The organism is Micromonospora sp. PLK6-60 (assembly GCF_019890675.1).
Lineage (GTDB): Bacteria > Actinomycetota > Actinomycetes > Mycobacteriales > Micromonosporaceae > Micromonospora.
On the sequence record NZ_JAIOAA010000003.1, the window covers coordinates 167,693 to 184,655 of the forward strand.

The 16,963-nt window shown below is 73.3% G+C and carries 20 protein-coding genes; 12 read left to right on the plus strand and 8 right to left on the minus strand.

From position 1 onward, the window contains the following. Nucleotides 1-6: 6 nt before the first annotated feature. The 5 genes from K7640_RS07040 to K7640_RS07060 all read right to left on the minus strand — a co-directional run bounded on the left by K7640_RS07040 (nt 7) and on the right by K7640_RS07060 (nt 2,801). Complete coding sequence (locus K7640_RS07040; RefSeq protein WP_007455302.1) at nt 7-165, minus strand: hypothetical protein; 159 nt, start codon at nt 163-165, stop codon at nt 7-9. A 117-nt stretch (nt 166-282) separates the two neighbouring features. Continuing rightward, on the minus strand, nt 283-981 hold the full coding sequence (locus K7640_RS07045) for a DUF6758 family protein (RefSeq protein WP_374198064.1): 699 nt from the start codon (nt 979-981) through the stop codon (nt 283-285). Between the two features lie 47 nt (nt 982-1,028). Continuing rightward, a complete protein-coding gene (locus K7640_RS07050; RefSeq protein WP_222953902.1) occupies nt 1,029-1,652 on the minus strand; it encodes an RNA methyltransferase in 624 nt (207 codons plus the stop codon). Between the two features lie 46 nt (nt 1,653-1,698). Further along, nucleotides 1,699-2,187 (minus strand): hypothetical protein, encoded by a 489-nt coding sequence (locus K7640_RS07055; protein ID WP_222953903.1) that lies wholly within the window; start codon nt 2,185-2,187, stop codon nt 1,699-1,701. 98 nt (nt 2,188-2,285) lie between these two features. After that, entirely contained in the window at nt 2,286-2,801 is a 516-nt protein-coding gene (locus tag K7640_RS07060) for a MaoC family dehydratase (RefSeq protein WP_222953904.1), read from the minus strand. Between the two features lie 562 nt (nt 2,802-3,363). Here K7640_RS07060 and trxA point away from each other — a divergent pair. The 3 genes from trxA to K7640_RS07075 all read left to right on the plus strand — a co-directional run bounded on the left by trxA (nt 3,364) and on the right by K7640_RS07075 (nt 5,268). Further along, nucleotides 3,364-3,726: a thioredoxin gene (gene trxA / locus K7640_RS07065; RefSeq protein ID WP_222953905.1), complete on the plus strand. Its 363-nt coding sequence runs from the start codon at nt 3,364-3,366 to the stop codon at nt 3,724-3,726. Between the two features lie 157 nt (nt 3,727-3,883). Continuing rightward, entirely contained in the window at nt 3,884-4,321 is a 438-nt protein-coding gene (locus K7640_RS07070; RefSeq protein ID WP_222953906.1) for a hypothetical protein, read from the plus strand. Between the two features lie 5 nt (nt 4,322-4,326). Further along, entirely contained in the window at nt 4,327-5,268 is a 942-nt protein-coding gene (locus K7640_RS07075) for an HTTM domain-containing protein (protein WP_222954326.1), read from the plus strand. A 56-nt stretch (nt 5,269-5,324) separates the two neighbouring features. Here the strand turns inward: K7640_RS07075 and K7640_RS07080 are convergent, their stop codons facing one another. Continuing rightward, nucleotides 5,325-5,741, minus strand: a complete 417-nt coding sequence (locus K7640_RS07080; protein WP_222953907.1) for a thiol-disulfide oxidoreductase DCC family protein — start codon at nt 5,739-5,741, stop codon at nt 5,325-5,327. A 91-nt stretch (nt 5,742-5,832) separates the two neighbouring features. On the opposite strand from K7640_RS07080, the gene K7640_RS07085 reads away from it, so the two are divergent. The 8 genes from K7640_RS07085 to K7640_RS07120 all read left to right on the plus strand — a co-directional run bounded on the left by K7640_RS07085 (nt 5,833) and on the right by K7640_RS07120 (nt 14,078). Further along, on the plus strand, nt 5,833-6,879 hold the full coding sequence (locus tag K7640_RS07085; protein WP_222953908.1) for an Rv2578c family radical SAM protein: 1,047 nt from the start codon (nt 5,833-5,835) through the stop codon (nt 6,877-6,879). 27 nt (nt 6,880-6,906) lie between these two features. Continuing rightward, nucleotides 6,907-7,626 (plus strand): hypothetical protein, encoded by a 720-nt coding sequence (locus tag K7640_RS07090; protein ID WP_222953909.1) that lies wholly within the window; start codon nt 6,907-6,909, stop codon nt 7,624-7,626. A gap of 88 nt (nt 7,627-7,714) precedes the next feature. Continuing rightward, on the plus strand, nt 7,715-8,122 hold the full coding sequence (locus K7640_RS07095; protein WP_222953910.1) for a CoA-binding protein: 408 nt from the start codon (nt 7,715-7,717) through the stop codon (nt 8,120-8,122). 96 nt (nt 8,123-8,218) lie between these two features. Beyond that, nucleotides 8,219-8,662 carry a hypothetical protein gene (locus K7640_RS07100; protein ID WP_222953911.1) on the plus strand — a complete coding sequence of 148 codons (444 nt, stop codon included), beginning with the start codon at nt 8,219-8,221 and terminating at the stop codon, nt 8,660-8,662. Beyond that, complete coding sequence (locus K7640_RS30740) at nt 8,659-11,766, plus strand: tetratricopeptide repeat protein (RefSeq protein WP_222953912.1); 3,108 nt, start codon at nt 8,659-8,661, stop codon at nt 11,764-11,766. Before K7640_RS07100 ends, K7640_RS30740 begins: the two co-directional genes overlap by 4 nt. A gap of 151 nt (nt 11,767-11,917) precedes the next feature. Then, nucleotides 11,918-12,493 carry a PH domain-containing protein gene (locus K7640_RS07110; protein WP_255608354.1) on the plus strand — a complete coding sequence of 192 codons (576 nt, stop codon included), beginning with the start codon at nt 11,918-11,920 and terminating at the stop codon, nt 12,491-12,493. Nucleotides 12,494-12,537: 44 nt separating this feature from the next. Beyond that, nucleotides 12,538-13,245, plus strand: coding sequence for a hypothetical protein (locus K7640_RS07115; protein ID WP_222953914.1), 708 nt, complete (start codon nt 12,538-12,540; stop codon nt 13,243-13,245). 95 nt (nt 13,246-13,340) lie between these two features. After that, nucleotides 13,341-14,078 (plus strand): hypothetical protein, encoded by a 738-nt coding sequence (locus tag K7640_RS07120; protein WP_222953915.1) that lies wholly within the window; start codon nt 13,341-13,343, stop codon nt 14,076-14,078. Between the two features lie 55 nt (nt 14,079-14,133). Here the strand turns inward: K7640_RS07120 and K7640_RS07125 are convergent, their stop codons facing one another. Next, on the minus strand, nt 14,134-15,330 hold the full coding sequence (locus tag K7640_RS07125) for an acyl-CoA dehydrogenase family protein (RefSeq protein WP_222953916.1): 1,197 nt from the start codon (nt 15,328-15,330) through the stop codon (nt 14,134-14,136). 177 nt (nt 15,331-15,507) lie between these two features. On the opposite strand from K7640_RS07125, the gene K7640_RS07130 reads away from it, so the two are divergent. Beyond that, nucleotides 15,508-16,011, plus strand: a complete 504-nt coding sequence (locus K7640_RS07130; RefSeq protein WP_222953917.1) for a DUF4190 domain-containing protein — start codon at nt 15,508-15,510, stop codon at nt 16,009-16,011. 64 nt (nt 16,012-16,075) lie between these two features. Here K7640_RS07130 and K7640_RS07135 read toward each other — a convergent pair whose 3' ends face one another. Further along, on the minus strand, nt 16,076-16,912 hold the full coding sequence (locus K7640_RS07135) for an SDR family NAD(P)-dependent oxidoreductase (RefSeq protein ID WP_222954327.1): 837 nt from the start codon (nt 16,910-16,912) through the stop codon (nt 16,076-16,078). Nucleotides 16,913-16,963 lie beyond the last annotated feature (51 nt).

The window sequence follows — 16,963 nt, forward strand, 5'->3', positions numbered from 1 at the left end:
CGGCGGCTAGGCCACGAGGCTGGTGAAGAAGTCGCCGAAGCCCTGGGCGATGTCCATGATGCCGCCCCCGAGGGACTTGAACACGTCCGCCGCCGAGTTGGGTCGATAGGCGACGAAGAAGATCAAGAATGCGATTCCGGCCCAGGTGAGGACCTTCTTGACCATGGCGGGCCATCCTCTCGCGCGGCGCCGGGTCCGTTTACCGCAGCGGCACCCAGAGTATCAGCATCGTCTCGTACAGTGAATATCTGCGTATCGACCCCGACGCGCCCGGTTCGGCCCTCAGGCCGCGCCGTGCAGGTACGGAGATGGTGCGCCGTACACGAGCTCGGGCGGAGTCCACTCGGCAAGGTCGTGCAGCATGACCTCTTCCGCGAGGAGGTGACCCGCGCTCGCCGGCCAGGCTATCGCATGGAGCCACATTCCCCGAGCCTCGCCGGCGTACGCGCTTCGATTCGTGGAGGAATTCACCGGCCAAAGTGGAGTGGGATGGCCGGCGACCCGGATCTTCGCGTGGGCCACCCGTTCCGGGTGGCCGCGCCCGGGTTCGGCCAGCGCCTCCGCCAGCTCCGGACCCGGGTCCGGGCCGGCCGTGCCGGCGAACCGGCTGCCCAGCCCCACGCCCGGTTCCTCGGCGACGAAGACCAGGTCGGCCGGCCCACCGCCGAGCGGCGCCGGGCCGGCGCAGGCCACCGCCGTGGCCCGCACCCCGGCGCCCTCGTCCCCCGCCCAGGCCACCCCGGTCAGGGTCCAGCTCGGAGGCAGCGGCCACGGGCACCAGAGCGGCGGGCGGGGCCCGTCCGGCTCGTCTGCGCCGCTGATCCGCTCCACCACGCTCGCCACGATGTCCGGGCCGATGTGCTCGGGCACGTGCAGCGGGGGGACCGGTCCGCAGCGGGCACAGCGCGAGCCACTGTGCATCAGGTCCGGCGGCCGCACCGGGCCACCGCACCTCGGACAACTCACCGCGACAGTCACCACCCCACGGTCACCCCGGCCCGCCCGCCCGTCAAGCGGAGCGGGCCGACTCAGTCCGGCGGCGGTCCGGCGTACGCGCGGACCCAGGCGTGCATGGCGATGCCGCTGGCCACCCCGGCGTTGATCGAGCGCGTCGAGCCGTACTGGGCGATGGAGAAGAGTTCGGCGCAGGCCGCCCGGGCCGGCTCGGACAGCCCCGGCCCCTCCTGACCGAAGAGCAGCACGCAGCGGCGCGGCAGCACGCTGCTCTCCAGCGGCTTCGAGCCGGGCAGGTTGTCGATCCCGACCACCGCCAGCCGCTCCCCCGCCGCCCAGGCGACGAACTCCTCGATCGTCGGGTGGTGCCGGACGTGCTGGTAGCGGTCGGTCACCATGGCCCCGCGCCGGTTCCACCGCCGCCGCCCCACGATGTGCACCTCGGCGGCGAGGAAGGCGTTGGCGTTGCGGACCACGGTGCCGATGTTGAAGTCGTGCTGCCAGTTCTCGATCGCCACGTGGAAGTCGTGCCGGCGGCGGTCCAGGTCGGCCACCACGGCCTCCCGACGCCAGTACCGGTAGCGGTCGACCACGTTGCGCCGGTCGCCCGCCGCGAGCAGCTCCGGGTCGTACCGGGGGTCGTCGGGCGGGTCGCCGGGCCAGGGGCCCACCCCCACGTCGAACTGGTCGTCGGTCACGGTTTCCAGAGCGTACGGTCCGCGCGAGGGTTGCCGGCGGCCGGGCTCAGCGCAGGCTCAGCGCGTCGGCGAGCCGGTCGAGCAGGCGCCGGTCGGCGGGGATCGTTCCGTCGCCGGTGCGGCAGACCCGCGCGGCCACCGACTGCACCCACTGCCGGTAGGCGGCCGAGTCGGCCGGGTCCGCCCGGCGGCTCAGCACGCGGACGGCCGCGCGGCAGGCGGCCAGCAGGTCCACCACGTCGGCGAGGCGCTCGACCGACGGCTGGGTCCCGTCGTGCCGGGCGTAGATGGCGGCGACCACGGCGCGGACCAGATCGCTGTCGAAGGCCCGGCCGGCGGCCACCGCGTCGAGGCCGGCGAGGCCGGCGGCCACCCCCCGCGGCGGGCGGCCCGGCCCGGGTGCCGCGGCGGCGACCAGCACCCGGCCGGGCAGGCTGGTCAGCAACTCCCACTCGGCGGCGGAGTAGACGGCGGTGGTCAGCGGAGCGGCACGGCGGCCGGCGGCGGGCGGCTCTCCGGCGCGGGAGTGGCTCATGGGAACCTCCGGCGTCAGCATATGCCCCGAAAGGCGGAACGGGCCCCGTTCCCGCGACAGACACCGGGCAGGACGGGACCCTGGCCGCGACGCGTGGCTCAGCGGGGCTGGGGGAAGCTGGGCCGCTCCGGGTCCACGCCGTCCGGGACGGCCGCCGCCGCGTACTCCCGTTTCGGGACCATTACCTTGCGTCGGAAGACGCAGACCAGCGTGCCGTCCTGGTTGTAGCCGCGGGTCTCCACCGCGACCACTCCCCGGTCGGGCTTCGAGGCGGACTCGCGCTTGTCCAGCACGGTGGTCTCGCCGTAGATGGTGTCGCCGTGGAAGGTCGGCGCGACGTGGCGCAGCGACTCGATCTCCAGGTTGGCGATCGCCTTGCCGCTGACGTCCGGCACCGACATGCCGAGCAGCAGGGAGTAGATGTAGTTGCCGACCACCACGTTGCGCTTGAACTGGCTCGCCGACTCGGCGTAGTGGGCGTCCATGTGCAGCGGGTGGTGGTTCATGGTGAGCAGGCAGAAGAGGTGGTCGTCGTACTCGGTGACGGTCTTGCCCGGCCAGTGCCGGTAGACCGCGCCGACCTCGAACTCCTCGTAGTAGCGGCCGAACTGCATCCTGGTCCCCTTCGACGGGCGGCGATGGAGTTCGGCACAGCATGCCTTACCGCTTGTTAAGGCGATGCCGGGGGCGCTGGCGGGGCGGAAAAGTCACACCGGCCGCGCCGCCGCGAGACATCGGGGCATCCGGGTGGAGACGCAATGAGCGGCGGGGCCCTCCCCGGCACCCGCCGCCCACGCTCTGATGCTCAAGATTCTGCCGTACGTGGCCCGGGATCGATAGAGAGCGACATCACATTTACCTTTTTGTTACATTACTCTCCGTTACTTGATTTTGTCGTCTGAGCGATCTCCATGAGCCTGATAGCGCCTTGTCAGAGTGGAAGTTACCGATTCGTAGCCGGATAATCGGACGATCTCTATGGAATCGCTCCCATCACCGTTGGTCACGCAAGTGCGAGCTGCACATGCGATCCGCAGGGGGCCGGTTCCACAGACCATCCTCGATGCGGCAGCGGGCCGGCCAGGGCCGGTGTTTTGCCCACCGCCCACCGGGAATTCCGAGAGACCGGACCTCGTTCCACCGGACGTAGGTGATAAGCGGTGATCGGAGATTGCAATGGCTACCGTTGAGTTGACCACGGCCAACTTCGACGAGGTGACCGAGCGCGACGGGATCGTGCTCGTCGACTTCTGGGCCGACTGGTGCGGCCCGTGCAAGCGGTTCGCTCCGGTATACGAGCGTTCCTCGGAGAAGCATCCGCAGATCGTCTTCGGCAAGGTCGACACCGAGGCCCAGCAGGAACTCGGCGCGAAGTTCGACATCCGCTCGATCCCCACGATCATGGCGATCCGGGACGGTGTGATCGTCTTCGCCCAGCCGGGCGCCCTGCCCGAGTCGGCGCTGGAGAACCTGATCGAGCAGGTCGAGGCACTCGACATGGACGACGTCCGCAAGAAGCTGGCCGAACACAAGCACTGAGCCGAAACGACACACCCCGGCCGGGTCCCGCACGGGACCCGGCCGGAGTCGTCGTACGCCCCGGGGCGGGGACCGCCGAACTGGCGACACGGACAGCGACGAATGGACGACGGAAGGACCCCCTTCGGGGGGTGTCATCCCGTATCGTCACGAACCGATGGAGACCTTGACCAGCCGTGGGCGCGCGGTTCGGCTGGGTGCGACCGCGGTCGGTCTCGCGGTGGTGCTCGCCGGCACGCTCTGGGGTTCCGACGACGACTTCCCGTTCGGGCCATTCCGGATGTACGCCACCAGCAACCCGCCCGACGAGCCCGCCCCGGACACCCGGGTCGAGGGGGTCGACCGCACCGGCCGGGTGATCGAGCTGGGCCAGGCCGCGACCGGCATCCGGCGGGCCGAGATCGAGGGCCAGCAGAGCCGCTACAGCAACGACCCGGAGCTGCTCAGCGAGGTCGCGAACGCGTACACCGAACGGCACCCCGACGGCCCGGCGCTGACCGAGGTACGCATCGTGGTGCGCTGGCACGGCATCTCCGACGGTCGCCCCACCGGCAGGTACGTCGACGAGACGGTGGCCCGCTGGGAGATCCGGTGAGCCGGCTGACCCGCTGGCTGACCGAGCCGGTCCCGCTCGGCCGGCTCGCCGCCTTCCGTACCCTGATCCACCTCTTCGTCGTCGGCGACCTGCTCTTCTTCACCCCCTGGGTGCGCACCCACGCCAGCGTGCCGGGCGAGCTGTACCGGCCGCTGCTCGTCGGCCGGCTGCTGCATCTGCCCACCCCCACCCCAACCCTGGTCACGGTGATCTTCTGGGTGCTGCTGGCGCTCGCGCTGCTGGCCGCCACCGGCCGGGCCCCCCGGCTGCTCGGCTGGAGCGTCTTCGCGCTCTACCTCGAGTGGATGATCATCGCGATGAGCTACGGCAAGGTCGACCACGACCGGTTCGGCCTGCTGGTGGCGCTGGCCGCGCTGGCCACGGTCGGGCGGGCCCGACACGGCGACCCGACCCGCAGCGAGGCGGCCGGCTGGGCGTTGCGGGTCACCCAGCTCGCCGTGATCTGTACGTACTTCCTCGCCGCCTGGGCCAAGCTGCGCTTCGGCGGGCTGGACTGGCTGACCGGCTCGACGCTGGCCCGCGCGATCATCCGCCGGGGCACCGACCTCGCCGACCTGATCGCCCAGGTGCCGCACCTGCTGATCCTGGCCCAGTTCGGCATCGTCGCCTTCGAACTGCTCAGCCCCGTGGTGTTCCTGGTGCCCGAGCGCTGGCGGCTGACCACCGTCGGGTTCTTCTACTCGTTCCACGCGGTCACCATGGCCACCATCACCATCTCGTTCGCCCCGCACCTGGTGGCGATGACCAGCTTCCTGCCGCTGGAGCGGGTCCGTCCGGTGTGGTGGCTGCGCGGGCTGCTCGGCCGGCAGCCCGCCGCCGGCGCGGTCGTACCCGCAGGCGTGGCCGCCCCGGCCGGTGCCATCCGGTCCGAGGAGCCGGAGGCGCTCAGCGGGCCGGCGCCGGCGGTCGGCCCCGCCGCGCCGTGACGTGCGCGGAGGGTCCGGTCACGCCCTGAGGGGCGCGGGGTGGACCCGGGCCGCGGTCAGGCGTCGGGGGCGGGCTGGCCGGTCGGGCCGTACAGCCGCTCCCGGGCCTCCTGCGGCAGCGCGCAGGTGGCCGTGCCGCCGGGCAGCCGGTGCCGGTTGCGGGCCACCCAGCGGTACGCCGGCCAGGCGGCCAGCCGGACCGGCGGGAGGCCCAGCCCCGCACCGGCCACCCGCCAGAGCCGGCCGCTGCCGCCGAGCAGCTTCGCGATGGCGTCCGGGCCGGCAGCCCGGGACCCGTCGGCGCCGACCCACTGCACCGCATCCTCGCACTCCGCCTCGGTCAGGCCCAGCGCGGCGAGGTCGGCGAACTGCCAGGGCACCACCCGGGCGGTGGTGGGGATCCGGCGCTCGATGAACTGCGCGCAGCGGGTGCAGAAGGCGCAGTCGCCGTCGTAGACGAAGGTCGACTCCATGGGTCCATCCTCCACCCGCCGGGTGCGCCACGGGGCCCGGTGTCCGGCGCGTCACTTGCACTCATGTCGTACACGTGTTCGAATGGGGGTCATGCGCTGGGAGAACCTCTCCGCTCCCCCGGACGAGGGGCATCCCGACGGGTCAGCGCCAGCGACGCCACCCCTGCCGCTGGCGCTGCCCGGCGCGACCGTGCGCACCTTCGACACCCCCGGCTTCGCCGGGATGACCTTCTACGAGGTGCGCGCCAAGTCGATCATCAACCGGGTGCCCGGCGAGTCCCGGGTGCCGTTCCAGTGGACGATAAACCCATATCGGGGCTGTTCCCATCAATGCGTTTACTGTTTCGCGAGGAACACTCACACCTACCTCGACCTGAACGCCGGGGAGGACTTCGACCGGAAGGTGATCGTCAAGGTCAACGCCGGTGAGTTGGTCCGCCGCGAGCTGGCCGCGCCGCGCTGGCGCGGCGCGCACATCGCGATGGGCACCAACGTGGACTGCTACCAGCGCGCCGAGGGACGCTACCGGCTGATGCCGCCGATCATCGAGGCGCTGCGCGACTTCGCCAACCCGTTCTCCATCCTCACCAAGGGCACGCTGATCCTGCGCGACCTGCCGCTGCTGCGCCGGGCCGCCGAGGTGGCCCGGGTCGGCGTCTCGTTCTCGGTGGGTTTCGTCGACGAGGCGCTGTGGCGGTCCGTGGAGCCGGGCACGCCCAGCCCGGGGCGACGGCTGGACGCGGTCCGCGCCTTCGCCGACGCCGGTTTCGAGGTGGGCGTGCTGATGGCGCCGATCCTGCCGGGCCTGAGCGACAACGACGAGTCGATCGAGGCCACCGTGTCCGCGATCGCCACGGCCGGGGCGTCGAGCGTGACCCCGCTGGCGCTGCACCTGCGCCCCGGCGCCCGCGAGTGGTACGCGCACTGGCTGGCCCGGGAGTTCCCGCACCTGGTCCCCCGCTACCGCGAGCTCTACCGCGCCGGGTCATACGCGCCGCAGGCGTACCAGCGGGAGCTGACCGCGCGGGTGCGAATGGCGGCCCGCCGGCACGGGCTGCACCGGGCCGAGGTGGGCGACAACCGACGGCTCGACGACGAGCCCGCACCGCCGGCGGCGGAGCAGCTCACCCTGCTGTAGTGGTCCGCTTCGCCTACGGTGTCGGGCGTGCGGGAGAGCATCGCGGCGGCGCGCCGCCGGCAACGCATCATGGTGGTGTCCGCCCTCGTCGTCGGCGCGTTGGTCGCCCCGCTGGCCCACTGGGGATATGCCACGGGCGGGCCGGCCCGCCTGCTGGGCCTGCTGCCGCTCGTGCTCCTGCTCGGTGCGGCGGTGCGCCTGTTCCGCGCCCGGCCGGGCCGCGGACGGCTCCGGGTCGACGTACGGGAGCACGCCTTCTATGTGCCGCCCCGCGCCGGCGTCGGCTTCGCGCCCCTGCTGGTCGGCTTCGCGACGTACCAGGCGGTCGACACCGCGCTACGGACCTCGTTGCCGGCGCTGGTGGCGCTGTTCGGGACCGTCGCGGTGGGCTTCGCCGCGATCTGCTGGCGGCGGGCGCCCGGCGTGGAGGTGACACCGGAGGGCATCACCCACCGGCACCTGGAGCGCGAGATCTTCGTGCCCTGGGCGGCGCTGGACCCGGCCGGTCGGGTCGGCTCGCCCCGTGGCACCGGGATCATCTCGCTGCCGGTCAACCGGCCGGAGCTGCTCCGGGTCCGGGGTTGGGGCCGGAACCGGGAGGCCGTGGCGGTGACCGAGCTGGACGTGGCGCCGACCGAGCTGGCCGCCGTACTGCGGCACTACACGACCCGCCCCACGGAGCGGGCGGCCATCGGCACCGACGAGGAGTACGCGCGGCTGCGACAACTGCTCGACGAGGCGGCCTGACCCGGACCGAAAGTGTTAAGCGGGGGCCCCTGCTCTACCGGAAGCGTTAACAAGGGCCCCTTCCTTGCACCCGGGATACGCTCGGGGGATGCGTAGCGCTCGCGAGATCCTCGCCGACTCCGCCGTGATCGCCGTCGTGGGCGCGTCCCGCGACCCGGGCAAAGCCGCGCACCGGGTGCCCCTGGAGATGCAGCGGCACGGCTGGCGGATCATCCCGGTGAACCCGACGGTCGACGAGCTGTTCGGCGAGAAGGCGTACCCGACGCTGGCCGACATCCCGCACCCGGTGGACCTGGTGGATGTGTTCCGGCCGGCGCGGGACGCGGTCGAGGTGGTCCGGCAGGCGGTGCAGATCGGCGCGCCCGCCGTCTGGCTGCAGCTCGGCATCGTCTCGGCGGAGGCGCGCCGGATCGCCGAGGAGGCGGGGATCGACTACGTCGAGGACCGGTGCCTGATCGTCGAGCGGGCGGCCGGCGGCCTGACCCGGGTCGGCTGAGCGCCTCCGCGGCCGTCCGCGCGCTTGGCGAATCGATCACCGTGTGGTAACCCGGTAACGACGGACCGCATCGATGATCTCTGACGGAGGTTTCCGTTGGTCGCGGAATGGATCACCGCGCTGGCCGCGGCGGGCGGTGCCGCCGCCATGGGCGCGGCAGGCACCGACCTCTGGACCGGCGCCCGGGACGGCCTCGGCCGGTTGTTCGACCGGGCCGGAGCCCGACGGCGGGAGGTCGTGCTCCGCCAGCTCGACGAGGACGCTACGGAGATCAGCCGTGCCGTCCCCACCGAACGGGACGTCCTGCGCGAGCGGCTGGCGGCGACGTGGCAGACCCGGCTCACCGACCTGCTGATGGAGCACCCGGAAGTGGCTCGGGAGCTACGCGCGTGGGCGGAGGCGGCGCAGGCCGGGCGGCCCGGGACGCCGACGGTGGTCCAGCACGTCACCGCCTCCGGCACCGGGTCGGTCGCGCAGGGCACGGTAGGTGGTGACATCCACAACCACGGGTCGGTGCGTCCACCGGAGACCGGCCGGTGAACCCGCCGGACGGCCCCTCGTCGAGACCCACGCAGATCGTCACGGCCACCGCGGGATTCGCGTACGGCGTCATCGGCGCCGACATCCACGTGTTCGGCGACGGTGTGCCGCTGTATCTGCTGGAGAATTGGCGGGGCGTGCCGCCGGCGGATCCGCGATGGCTGCGGGAGGCGCCCAGTCGGATGCTCAACGCCCGGCTGGCGGTCGTACCCTTCACCGGCCGGTCCGACGAGCTGGCGGAGCTGCTCCGGTGGCGGGAGGACGGGCCGCGGCTGGCGGTCCGTTGGCTGCACGGCGCGGGCGGCCAGGGCAAGACCCGCCTGGCGGCCGAGTTCGCCGACCGGTCGGCGGGGCACGGTTGGCGGGTCGTCACCGCCACGCACGGGCCCGGCACGGTGCTACCACCGCCCGGCAGCCAGGACCTCAGCACGGACGACCGGCCGGGGTTGCTGCTGGTCGTCGACTACGCCGACCGATGGCCGCTGAGCCACCTGACCTGGTTGCTGAGCAACGCCATGCTGCACCGCTCGGAGCTGCCGACCCGGGTGCTGCTGCTGGCTCGGACGGCCGATGCCTGGCCGACCGTGCGGGCCACGGTGGCCAACCACCGGGCCGCCACCTCGCAGCAGCAGCTCGCGCCGCTGCCCGAGGACCGGTCGTCGCGCGTGGAGATGTTCGACGCCGCCCGGGACAGCTTCGCGTCCGTGTACGGCACCGACCCCGATCCGATCCGCCCGCCCGGTTCCCTGGACCACCCCGACCTCGGGCTCACCCTGGCGGTGCACATGGCGGCGCTGGTCGCGGTGGACGCGCACGCGACCGGTCGCCGAGCGCCGCCCGACCTCGCCGGCCTGACGCTCTATCTGCTGGACCGGGAGCATCTGCACTGGGCCGCCCGGTGGCAGGACGGCGCCGACCGGACGTTCCGCACTCGGCCACCGCTGATGAACCGGATGGTATTCACCGCGGCACTCGCCGGGCCGACCGCTCGCCCCGTCGCCACCCAGCTCCTGGCCGGCCTCGGGTGGGACCCGGAGCCCGAGCGGATCGTCGCCGACCACGCGGTCTGCTACCCGCCGGAGCAGGCGGGCCGGGACATGGTGCTGGAGCCGCTCTATCCGGACCGGCTCGCCGAGGACTTCCTGGCGCTGACGCTGCCCGGGCATGCGGCGGACTACCCCGCCCAGGAGTGGGCCGGCCCGGTCACCCCGGACCTTCTCGATCGGCTCGGCGCCGGGGATCGGCCCACGGCTCAGGTCGTCCGGGCGGTGACGTTCCTCGCGGCCGGCGCCGCCCGCTGGCCGCACGTCGGCCGTGCGCACCTGCACCCGCTGCTGCGGCGCCGTCCCCGGCTGGCGGTCGAGGCGGGCAACGCCGCCCTGATCCTGCTGGCCGAGGCGGAGGAGGCCGATCTCGACCTGCTGGAACGGATCGAGGAACTCTTCCCGGACGGACGCGACGTCGAGCTGGATCCGGCGATGGCGGCCGTCGCGCGTCGCCTCACCCGGCACCGGCTCGCTCGTACGGTCGACCCCGGCACCCAGGTCGAACTGCGGGAGCAGCTCGCCGCCCGGCTGAGCGCGGCCGGCCTGCGGGAGGAGGCGCTGGCGGTCACCGAGCAGGCCGTGGCCGTCTGCCGAGACCGGATCCGGGCGGACGACACCACGTCCCGTTCCTCCCTGGCCGTCCTGCTGAACGCCCTCGCCGGCCGGCTGGCGGAGCTGGGGCGGCTGCCGGAGGCGGTGACCGCCGCGACGGAGTCGGTCCGGTTGCGACGCGGCCTGGCCGCGGGTGATCCGGGCCGCACCGCGGAGGGGCTGGCCAACTCGCTGAGCACGTTGGGCGCGTTGTTGGTCCGATCGGGCCGGCCGGACGAGGCGCTGGCCCCGATCGGCGAGGCGGTGGGCATCCTGGGTCGGCTCGACCCCGACGCCCCGTTGGCGCCGCGCGGCCTCGCGGATGCCACGTACCACCTCGGCGCGGCGCTCTCCGCTCTCGGGCGTCGGGAGGAGGCGCTCGCCGCGACGACCGAATCGGTACGGCTGCGTCGCCGGCTGGTCGAGGCGGAGCCCGGCGCCTTCCTGCCCGACTACGCCACCTCGCTCAACAACCTCGCCGCCCAGCTGATGAAGCTGGGTCGTCATGCCGAGGCCGCGTCGGCGATCGAGGAGCTGGTCCGGATCCGGCGGCGGCTCGCCGAGAGCAATCCGGCCGCGCACGAGCCCGGGCTGGGCAACGCGCTGCACAATCTCGGCCGGGTCCACTCGGCGCTCAGGCGCCGCACCGACGCCCTCGACGCCACCACCGCCGCCGTCCGGATCCGCCGCCGGCTGGCCGCCGCCGAGCCCGCCGCCTTCGAGCCCGACCTCGCCAGCTCGCTGAACAATCTGGCCGCACACCTGATGATCGTCGGCCGGACGGACGAGGCGCTCGGCGCGGCCGAGGAATGCGTACGGATCCGACGTCGCCTCAGTCGAGGTGACCCGGCCGCGTTCGAGGTGGCACTGGCCTCGGGCCTGTCCAATCTGGACGTCGCGTTCGACAGGGCGGGCCGCCCGGCGGAGGCGGAGCGGGCAAGCAGTGAGGCGCTTGCCGCCTGGCGCCGGGTCGCCGCCCGCAATCCGGGGGCGCACCTGCCCGACCTGGCCGTGGCGCTGAGCAACCACTCGACCCACCTGGTCGCGCGGGGCCGCCGCCGCAAGGCCCTCGCGTTCCTGCGGGAGTCGGTGGAGATCCGCCGCCGCGTGGTCGCCACCAACCCCGCCGTCTACGGGCCGGGCCTCGCCCTCGCGCTCATGAATCTCGGCCTCGTCGCGGCGGAGGCCGGCCGGCGTGCGGAGGCGTTGGCCAGCAGCGCGGAGGCGGTGGAGCGGTACCGCGCGCTGGACGAGGCGGGGCGGGACAGCCCGGAGGCCGCCCAGGCCGTGCGGAGCTTCGCCATGGTCCGGTCGATCCTCCGGGTGGAGCTGCCGGCCGCCCTGGCCGCCGCCGACGAGGCGGTGCACCGGTACGCCCACCTCAGCCGGCTGCAGACCGGGCTCGACGAGGAGTACGACCTGGCGCGCGAGGTCCGTGACGGTTTACGCGCGATGTCGGGCCGGTAGGGGCCCGCCGTCGGTCACATTGCGACTGCATTGACATGCTGCCGGTGAACGTTTTACATTGCACTTGCATCGCAAAACGAGCGGGGCGAGGTGAGCGATGGATCAAGCGACGCCGTCCCGGTGGCGCCGCGCGGTGGCGTACGAAACAGGCATGTGGCGGAGCCTGGCGCGCCTGGTGCTCCGCCGGCCCGTGGCACCGCCACCCGGCGCGGAGGCGTTCAGCTACGTGGGGGTGGTGAGCCCGATTCTCGGTGTCTTCATCGGCCTCTCCGTGATCGAGATTCCGATCCTGGATTTGATCCTGCGGCACACCGTGCCCTGGACCTGGGTCCGGTACGCCGCGCTGGCGCTGGGCGTCTGGGGTGTGCTGTGGATGATCGGGCTCTTCGCCAGCCTGCGCCTGCATCCCCACCTGCTCGGCGCGGACGGGCTGCGGATCCGCAACGGCACCTCGGTCGACGTCACGCTGCCCTGGTCGGCCGTCGCCACGGTCGGCGCCCGCTACCGTTCGCTGCCCTCCAGCCGCACCATCCAGGTCGAGGACGACGTCCTGCACATCTGCGCCGGCAGCCAGACCAGCGTGGACGTCGTCCTCGGTGCACCGATCCAGGTCCCGCTGCCCGCCGGGCCGAGCCGTCCGGTGCGCGAGATCCGGCTCTACGCGGACGACCCGGCGGCGCTGGTCGCCCGGGCACGCCGGCACCTGCCGGCCCGTCAGTACCGCTGAATCACCGCCGGTCCGCCGGTGCGCCGCTCGCGTACCCTGCCGGCATGCGTACGGCGGACGGGGCGTTGCGGCGGCAGCGGATCGCGCTGCTCACCGCGCTGGCGCTCGGCGTCGTCGGCGGGCTGCTGGTGCGGCGTCAGCCGACGGGCCCGCTGCCGGTGGTGCTCGCGGCGTTGGGCCTGCTCGCCGGCCTGAGCGTCACCGCCTTCCGGCCTTCCGGCCGGCGCGAGCTGCGGGTCGGCCCCGGCGAGCTGTACGCGCCACCCCGCGGCGTGCTCAGCCTGCCGCTGGTGGTCACCGCGTGGCTGCCCTACCAACTGCTCCAGTACGAAGGGGACTGGCGGCGCGACCCGGTCGGGTGGTTGCTGGGCGGCGCGGTGCTCGCGGTGCTGGCCAACCTGGTGGCCGCCCAGTGGCGGCGCACTCCCCGGATCGCGCTCACCGCCGCCGGGATCGTCGCCCGGCAGTGGGTACGGCCGGTGCGGGTGCCGTGGGCCGCGCTGGACCCGGCCATGCCGATCCACGCCATGGAGCACGACCGGGCGGTGCGGCTCTTCCTCGAACAGCCGGAACTGGTCGAGGGGCGGCTGTTGCGGCGGCGCGACGAGCTCTGGTTGCGGACCGGGGACTTCGACGTGTCGCCGGCCTACCTGGCCGCCGCGATCCGCTACTACCGGGCGCACCCGGAGCGCCGTGCCGGGATCGGCGACGCCGAGGAACAGCGCCGACTGGCGGCGGCGCTCGGCGGCTGACGGGTGTTAAGCGGGGGCCCCGCCTATACAGAATGCGTTAACAGGGGGCCCCTCCTTACCGCCGGGCGGTAGCGGAGCGGCCGTACCCTGCGCGCATGTCTCAGTCGCGGCCCGGCCGCCTACCGTCCCTCGGCGACGGCCTGTGGGGCCGGCGGCTGCTCGCCGGCGCGGTCGGCGCGGCGGTGGCGGCGTTGCTGGCCGCCGGGTTGTTCCGGCTGGTGGCGGCGGAGCCGCACGATCTCGGTTTCGCCGTCTGGGTGGTGACCGGGCTGCACCTGCTGTCGAAGCGGTGGCGGCCGCGACGCGACGGCCGGCTGCGGTGGCACAACCGGGTGGCGGGCCGGGACGCGGTGGAAGCCGGCCTGGTCGCCCGCCGGTCGCTCGCCGGCTGGGTCGACCTGCTGGGAGACGCGCTGGTGACGGTCGCCATCGCGGGGGCGCTGGCCACGGTCCTGCCGAACGAAGAGTGGTGGGGCGCTGCCGGGCGGGCGCTGCTGGTCGCGTCCGCGGCGGTGCTGGCAGGCCGGGCCGGCTACGGCGCGGTGCGCTTCACCGGGCGGCTCGCGCTCACCGCCAGCGGCATCCGGCACGGCCGCCGGGCGTACGGGTGGACGAACATCGACCTGGTCGTGCCGCACCGCAGCGACGGCCGGATCGACGGGGTGCGGCTGCGACCGGCCACCTGGCGGTCGACCGACCCGGCGCCGGTGGTCGGCGGCCGGGACACCGCGGTGCCCGAGGAGCGGCTGGTCGCGGCGATCGAACACTTCCGGCACCGGCCCGAGACACTGGCGGTCGGCCTGCCGGTGACCGCACCCGAGCCGGCCGGGTGACGGGTGTTAAGCGGGGGCCCCGCCTATACAGAATGCGTTAACAGGGGGCCCCTCCTTACAGCTTGTACTCCTTGAGGAGGCCGCGGGAGATGATGGTCTTCTGGATCTCCGAGGTGCCCTCGCCGATGAGCAGGAACGGCGCCTCGCGCATCAGCCGCTCGATCTCGTACTCCTTGGAGTAGCCGTAGCCGCCGTGGATGCGGAACGCCTCCTGGACCACCTCGGCGCAGTATTCCGAGGCGAGCAGCTTGGCCATGCCGGCCTCGACATCGTTGCGCTGGCCGGCGTCCTTGAGCCGGGCGGCGTTGACCATGAGGGCGTGCGCGGCCTCGATCTTGGTGCCCATCTCGGCGAGCTTGAAGGCGATCGCCTGGTGCTTCGCGAGCGGCTGGCCGAAGGTCTTGCGCTGCTGGGCGTACGCGACGGCCAGCTCGAACGCCCGGAGGGAGATGCCGCAGGCGCGGGCGGCCACGTTGACCCGGCCGACCTCGATGCCGTCCATCATCTGGTAGAAGCCGCGGCCGACCTGCTCCGCGCCGCCGAGCACGGCGGAGGCGGGCACGGTGACGCCGTCGAGCACCATCTCGGTGGTCTCGACGCCCTTGTAGCCCATCTTGTCGATCTTGCCGGGGATGGTCAGGCCGGGCGCGGTCTCGCCGAAGCCGGGCTCCTTCTCCAGCAGGAAGGTGCTCATGTTGCCGTAGACCGAGTCGGCCCCGGTGTCGGTCTTGACCAGGGTGGCCACCACCGACGAGTACGCCCCGTTGGTCAGCCACATCTTCTGGCCGTTGAGCACGTAGTCGTCGCCGTCGCGGACCGCCTTCGACTTGATCGCCGAGACGTCCGACCCGCACTCGGGCTCCGACATCGAGAACGCGCCGCGCACCTCGCCGGTGGCCATCTTCGGCAGCAGCCGGGCCTGCTGCTCGGCCGAGCCGTGCTGGGAGATCAGGTACGCCACGATGAAGTGCGTGTTGACGATGCCGGAGATCGACATCCAGCCCCGGGACAACTCCTCGACCACCAGCGCGTAGGTCAGCAGCGACTCGCCCAGCCCGCCGTGCTCCTCGGCGATGGTGAGCCCGAACAGCCCCATCTCGCGCATCCCGTCGAGGATGTCGGTGGGGTACTCGTCCGCGTGCTCCAGCCGCTGGGCGTGCGGGATGATCTCCTTGTCGGCGAACTCCCGCACGGTTTCCAGGATCGACCGCTGCACGTCGGTCAGGCCGGGCGTCTGGGCGAGTCGGGCCATCTCAGCCTCCGGGGATCGGCGCATTACTCGGGGGTAACTGAACGCTCGGTCAGTATCGGCCCCGCGCCCGGCGAGGCCAAGGTGACCGGTCCACACAACCGCTGTGAAAAGGTTCACCGCTGCCGGTAGCGTCCGCAAGAGAGAACGTCTCTGACCTGCGGCGGAGGGGTGAACGCGATGGCACATCCACCACCACCGGGAGAGCCCGACCAGCCGCCGTCGCCGTACGAGCGGCCCGCCGGGGAGCCGCCGGCATGGGGCCCGCCGGCCGGCGAGCAGCCGCCGTCCTACGGGCCACCCGGGGAGTACGGCCCCCGGGCCGGGCAGCCCGGGCCACCCGGGGACTACGGGCCCCCGCCCGGGCCGCACGGGCCGGCCGGGCCGCACGGGTATCACGGGGCGCCCGGGCACTACGGTCCGCCCGGCTGGGGCGGGCCGGCGCGCGGCACGAACGTGCTGGCGATCCTGTCGCTGGTCTTCGCCTTCGTCTTCTCGCCGGCCGGGATCGTCCTGGGTTACCTCGCCAAGCGGCAGATCCGGCAGACCGGCGAGGAGGGCGACCAGCTCGCCACCTGGGGGCTCATCCTCGGGTACGTCTTCACCGCGCTGGGCCTGCTGGCCTGCTGCGGCTGGATCGCGTTCGCCTTCTGGGCCGGCTCCAACCCGGGCCACGGCTACTGACCGCCGGCTCGCACCCGGGCCACGACTACCGAGCCCCCGAGCCACCGCCACCGACCCCGGCGGCTCACCGGAACTGCGACTCGCGGACGCTGTTGCCGCCGTCCACCACCAGCAGCTGCCCGGTGATGTACGACGCGGCCGGTGAGCAGAGGAAGGCCACCGCCGCGGCCACCTCGTCCGGCGTGCCGGGGCGGCCGACCGGGGTGCCGTGGCCCTGCTTCAGCTCGGCCAGGGTCGAGGCGGCGGTGTGGATGGTGCCGGGGGCGACCGCGTTCACGGTCACCCCGTCGGCGACCATCTCCATCGCCAGCGCCCGGGTCAGCCCGACCACGCCCGCCTTCGCCGCCGCGTACGCCGCCTCGGTGGGCAGGGCGTTCACCGCGCCGGCGGTGGCGGCGAGGTTGACCACCCGACCCCAGCCGCGCTCGGCCATCCCGCCGATGAACGCCCGGCTGCACAGGAACGCGGTGGTCAGGTTCCGGTCGATCTCGCCGCGCCACTCGTCGTAGCTGAGCTGGGCCACCGGCCGGAGCACCTCCGGGCTCGCCCGGCTGGCCAGCCCGGCGTTGTTGACCAGCACCTCGACGTCGCCGAGCTGCTCGGTCACCGCGTCGGCCAGCGCGCCCACCTCCGATTCGTCGGTCAGATCGGCGACGAACCCGGTCACGCCCAGCTCGCCGGCCCGGTCGTGGATCCGCCGGGTGGTCGAGACGATCGCGACCCGGGCGCCCAGGTCGGCCAGCCGGCGGGCGATCGCGTACCCGATGCCGTCCGGGCTGCCGGCCCCGGTCACCAGCGCGACCCGGCCGTCGAGCCGGGTGGTCACCGGCTCGGGCAGCGGCACCTGCTCGTCGCGGCTCGCCACCGTGGCGCCGGCCGCGAGCCGGCTGCGCCGGGCCACCCCGGGCCGGCTGACGTCCCGTCTCGGTCGACCCCGGTCGGCGCCCCGCGC